Here is a 3,868-nt window from a genome sequence, read left to right as displayed (position 1 = left end):
CGCTGTTCGGTGTTTCGTTGTACTACTTCATCGCCTACGCGAACAACCATCTGACGCAGACGGTCGGGCTGTCGAAGACGGCATCGCTGTGGCTGTGCAGCGTGGCCCTGGTGCTCTACACGATCTTCCAGCCGCTGGTGGGCCGCCTCAGCGACCGGATCGGCCGGCGTCCGCTGGTGCTGGCTTCGGCGCTCGGCCTGACGGTGCTCGCCTATCCGATCTTCCTGCTGATGAATACCGGCAACTACCTCGCGATCCTGGCCGGCCTGATCGTGCTGGCGGCGCTGGTGGCGGTGACGGCGGTGATGGACGTGGTGTTGCTGGTGGAAGTGTTCCCGGCGTCGATCCGCTCGACCGGGGCCGCCGTCGGCCACAACCTCGCGCTGGCCGTGTTGGCCGGCCCCGGCCCGTTCGTGGCCGCCGCGCTGATCCGCTGGTCCGGCAACCCGAACATCCCGGCGTGGTACCTGGCCGGCATTTCATTCGTTTGCTTCGTCATCCTTTATTTCATGTTGCCGGAGACGAAGGAGCGGGACATCGCGCAAGGCTGATCTGAAGCCGTGCATGTTTGTCCCTATCACCAACCTTAAAGAAATTGGAGTTGCACGATGTTCAAAGCTGCTGTCGTACAAGCCGCATCCGTTCCGTTCGAGCCGATGAAGAGCGCGGAGAAGGCCGCCGGCCTGATTCGCGACGCCGCCCGCGAAGGCGCGACGCTCGCGGTGTTTCCTGAAGCGTTCCTGGGCGGCTATCCGAAAGGTGCGTCGTTCGGCACCCTGGTCGGCCGTCGCACCGATGGCGGCCGCGCGCACTTCCTGAAGTATCGGGAAGGCGCGGTGACGCTCGACGGCCCGGAATTGGCCTTGCTGGCCGACGTGTCGACCGAAACGGGCGTGCACGTGGTGATCGGCGTGATCGAGCGCTCGGGGCGCACGCTGTATTGCACCGGCGTGACGCTGGTGCCGGGCAAGGGCGTGGCCGGCTATCACCGCAAGCTGATGCCGACCGGAACCGAGCGGATCATCTGGGGTTTCGGCGATGGCTCGACCATCGCGCCGGTGGAGACGCAAATCGGCTCGATCGGCACGGTGATCTGTTGGGAGAACTACATGCCGGCGCTTCGCCAGGCCATGTATTCGCAAGGCACGGAGATCTATTGTGCGCCGACCGCGGACGACCGCGCGAGCTGGGCGCCGTCGATGATCCATATCGCGCTCGAAGGGCGCGTTCACGTGCTGAGCGCCTGCCAGGCGATTCGTCTGGACGAATACCCGGCGTTCTTCCGCGACGATTTCCATCTCGAAGCGGGCGAAGCCGATTACATCATGCACGGCGGCAGCATGATCGTCGATCCGCTGGGCAAGGTGCTGGCCGGGCCGGTGTTCGATACGGAAACGATTCTCTACGCTGAAATCGATACCGCCGTGGGCCGTGCCAGCAACCTCGATTTCGACGTGGTCGGCCATTACTCGCGCCCCGACATTTTCAAGCTGAGCGTGAATACCGCACCGATGGCGCCGGTGACGTTCTCGGCCGAGTAAGCGGTTCCGCGTTGTGACGCGGAGAACGCGGTGTGCTGCCTGCGCACCGCGTTTTTTTATTTTTGGCTCGTCAGGACAATTTTCGTTCGATTCGATAGTACAAAAAAATACTATAAAAAACATGAGACTAAATCGAAATCGATAGACCGGGTGCGAAGTTGTACGACAAGGCGAACGCGCGCGAATACGATGGTTCGGTCTGAGCGGCCGAGCTTGTTTGCAATCCATGGCCGCTGCAGCTTTCCAGTCGATTTCAGAGGCGTTACCCCGAAGCGTGCCGCGTTGCCGGGGGACATGGAGCGAACCAATGAGCTTTCATATCGAGTACGAACGGACGGTGCCCGAGCGGCGCCGTGATGGTTTCCGCCCGGACAAACCGAAGTTTTCGGTGCGATGGGAGATGCCGGTCACGGCCGTCATTTCCGACTACATGGCGGTGCAGCACGGCGGGGCCGATGCCACGGTCGAACGCGCGTTCTTCGAGCGCGCTCGCGCCGGCTTCGACGAACCGTGGGGGCCGGACTGCCACGAAGAACTGCGCCACAGCGGCGCAAATGGCCTGACCGATTCGGTGGTGGTGGCTTACTGGACCGACGTGACGCGTCATGCGATGTGGAAGCGAACCAGTGCGTTCAACGCATGGTGGAACGCTTCGGACCGCGAACAGGATGGCGTCGGGTATTGGCGCGAGACGGTCAGCGTACCGTACGATCGTTTCGAGACGATCTTCTCGGAGCCGTATTACCGCGTCGGCGTGGGCCGCACGGCACGCAGCGAACTGGCGGAAACCTACACCGCCGGATACTTCGGGGCGATGCGCGATCGCTTGCCGATTTCGGCTATCGACGGCCTCGAATCGCCCTATGGCGACGACGTGCCGGAAGAACGTCACGCGGCATTGCGCTCGCGGCGGGTTCGCATCGATCTGCCGCCCAACGTCGTCAGCATCCGGTCGGGGCAGTACTGGCAAAAGGCGGAGGGCGAGCAACTCGACGACTACTACGACAACCTGCAGCCGAAGCTCGAAGCCGGGATGCAGCATCTGGTCGAGCATCCCGACACATCGGGGTGCCTGTTGTTGCGGCCGCTTGTCAATCTCGACAAGCAGGGTGAGCCGCTGCGCGAAACCTCGAAGCACGGCTATTTTCTGTCGCTTGGGCATCTCGAGCGATGGTCCGAATCCCATCAGACCCACCTCGACATCTTCCGGCACGCCCTCGCGATGCGCCGGAAGTACGGCGCCGAACGCTCGGTCGTGACCTGGCATGAAGTGTTCGTGCTCAGTACCACGCCCGCGTTCGAATACCTGAACTGCCACGTCGAGACGGGGCTGCTGAAGTTTGCCCACCTGTGGGGCTCGGCAGCCTCTTCCATTTAGCGCCACGACCGCACACCATTTGCTATGTCAAATTCCAAAAAAGATTGGCCGGCGCAGCCGATTCGGCTCTATGCGATGACTTATTCCGGCCACAGCCATCGCGTGCAGCTTTACATGTCGATCCTCGGCTTGCCGTACGAAAAAATCGACGTGGAGCCGAAGCGGTTTCCGCAGAGCGCGTTGCTCGACCCGAGCTTTCACGATCGCAACCCGTTCCTGCTAGTGCCCGTCATCGTCGATGGCGATGTGACCTTGTACGAATCGACGGCAATCCTGACGTACTTGGCCCGCCGCTACGGCGACGCGGGCTGGCTGCCCGACGATCCGATCGAGGCGGCCGCGGTGCAGCAGTGGTTTTCGTTCTGCGCCGGTCCGATCGCCTACGGGCCGTGCGCGGTGCGCCGCCTCGTTGTGTACGATGAAGAGCTGGTGCCGATGGCGACCGGGCTGCGGATCACGACCGAGTTCTTCGATACGATCGAGCCGATGTTTGCCGAGCATGATTATGCAGTCGGCAACCGGCCCACGTTGGCCGACCTTGCTGCTTATGCTTACATCGCGCACGTGCCGGAAGGCGGGTATTCGCTCGACCCTTACCCGAACATTCAGCGCTGGCTGGCACGGATCGAAGCATTGCCCGGGTTCGTCCCGATGCCCGATGCACCGAATGCCGTGAACCGGAAGTTCGGTGGCGTCGAAGCAAGCCCGTCGCTGCCGGTCGTGAATTGACGATGTCTCCGGGCCGCCGCTTCGTGTCGAACGGGCGTGCGGCCTTCATTCAACCAGAAGGAACACCCCACCATGTCCAACCCTGCGCTTACCTGCGGCATCGACCATCTCGGCCTGGCGGTTCGGGATCTCGCCTCGACCCGGCAATTCTTTGAACAATGCCTCGGCTGGAAAGTCGTCGGCGAGCGGCCTGAATACCCGGCGGCCTTCGTGTCGGACG

Annotated in this window: 5 protein-coding genes; all 5 read left to right on the top strand. The window is 62.5% G+C overall.

Going from position 1 to position 3,868, the window contains the following annotated elements:
* A partial coding sequence (locus ACYP33_RS00515; protein ID WP_459618967.1) for an MFS transporter occupies positions 1–551 on the top strand: 551 nt, incomplete at its 5' end.
* 57 nt (positions 552–608) lie between these two features.
* Positions 609–1,541 (top strand): carbon-nitrogen hydrolase family protein, encoded by a 933-nt coding sequence (locus tag ACYP33_RS00510; RefSeq protein WP_459618965.1) that lies wholly within the window; start codon positions 609–611, stop codon positions 1,539–1,541.
* 226 nt (positions 1,542–1,767) lie between these two features.
* Positions 1,768–2,919, top strand: coding sequence for a phenylacetaldoxime dehydratase family protein (locus ACYP33_RS00505; protein ID WP_459619037.1), 1,152 nt, complete (start codon positions 1,768–1,770; stop codon positions 2,917–2,919).
* 24 nt (positions 2,920–2,943) lie between these two features.
* Positions 2,944–3,648, top strand: coding sequence for a glutathione S-transferase family protein (locus tag ACYP33_RS00500; protein WP_459618963.1), 705 nt, complete (start codon positions 2,944–2,946; stop codon positions 3,646–3,648).
* A 72-nt stretch (positions 3,649–3,720) separates the two neighbouring features.
* Positions 3,721–3,868, top strand: a 148-nt coding sequence (locus ACYP33_RS00495; protein ID WP_459619035.1) for a VOC family protein, incomplete at its 3' end; no start/stop codon positions are given.

The organism is Burkholderia sp. 3C (genome assembly GCF_054589155.1).
The sequence above is the reverse complement of the archived record's forward strand: the minus strand, read 5'-3'. Positions and strand labels throughout refer to the sequence as shown.

What these genes read in the sequence shown, in the direction of transcription:
- ACYP33_RS00510 (WP_459618965.1), top strand. Translation starts at nt 609, where the DNA reads ATGTTCAAAGCTGCTGTCGTACAAGCCGCATCCGTTCCGTTCGAGCCG.
- ACYP33_RS00505 (WP_459619037.1), top strand. Translation starts at nt 1,768, where the DNA reads ATGGCCGCTGCAGCTTTCCAGTCGATTTCAGAGGCGTTACCCCGAAGC.
- ACYP33_RS00500 (WP_459618963.1), top strand. Translation starts at nt 2,944, where the DNA reads ATGTCAAATTCCAAAAAAGATTGGCCGGCGCAGCCGATTCGGCTCTAT.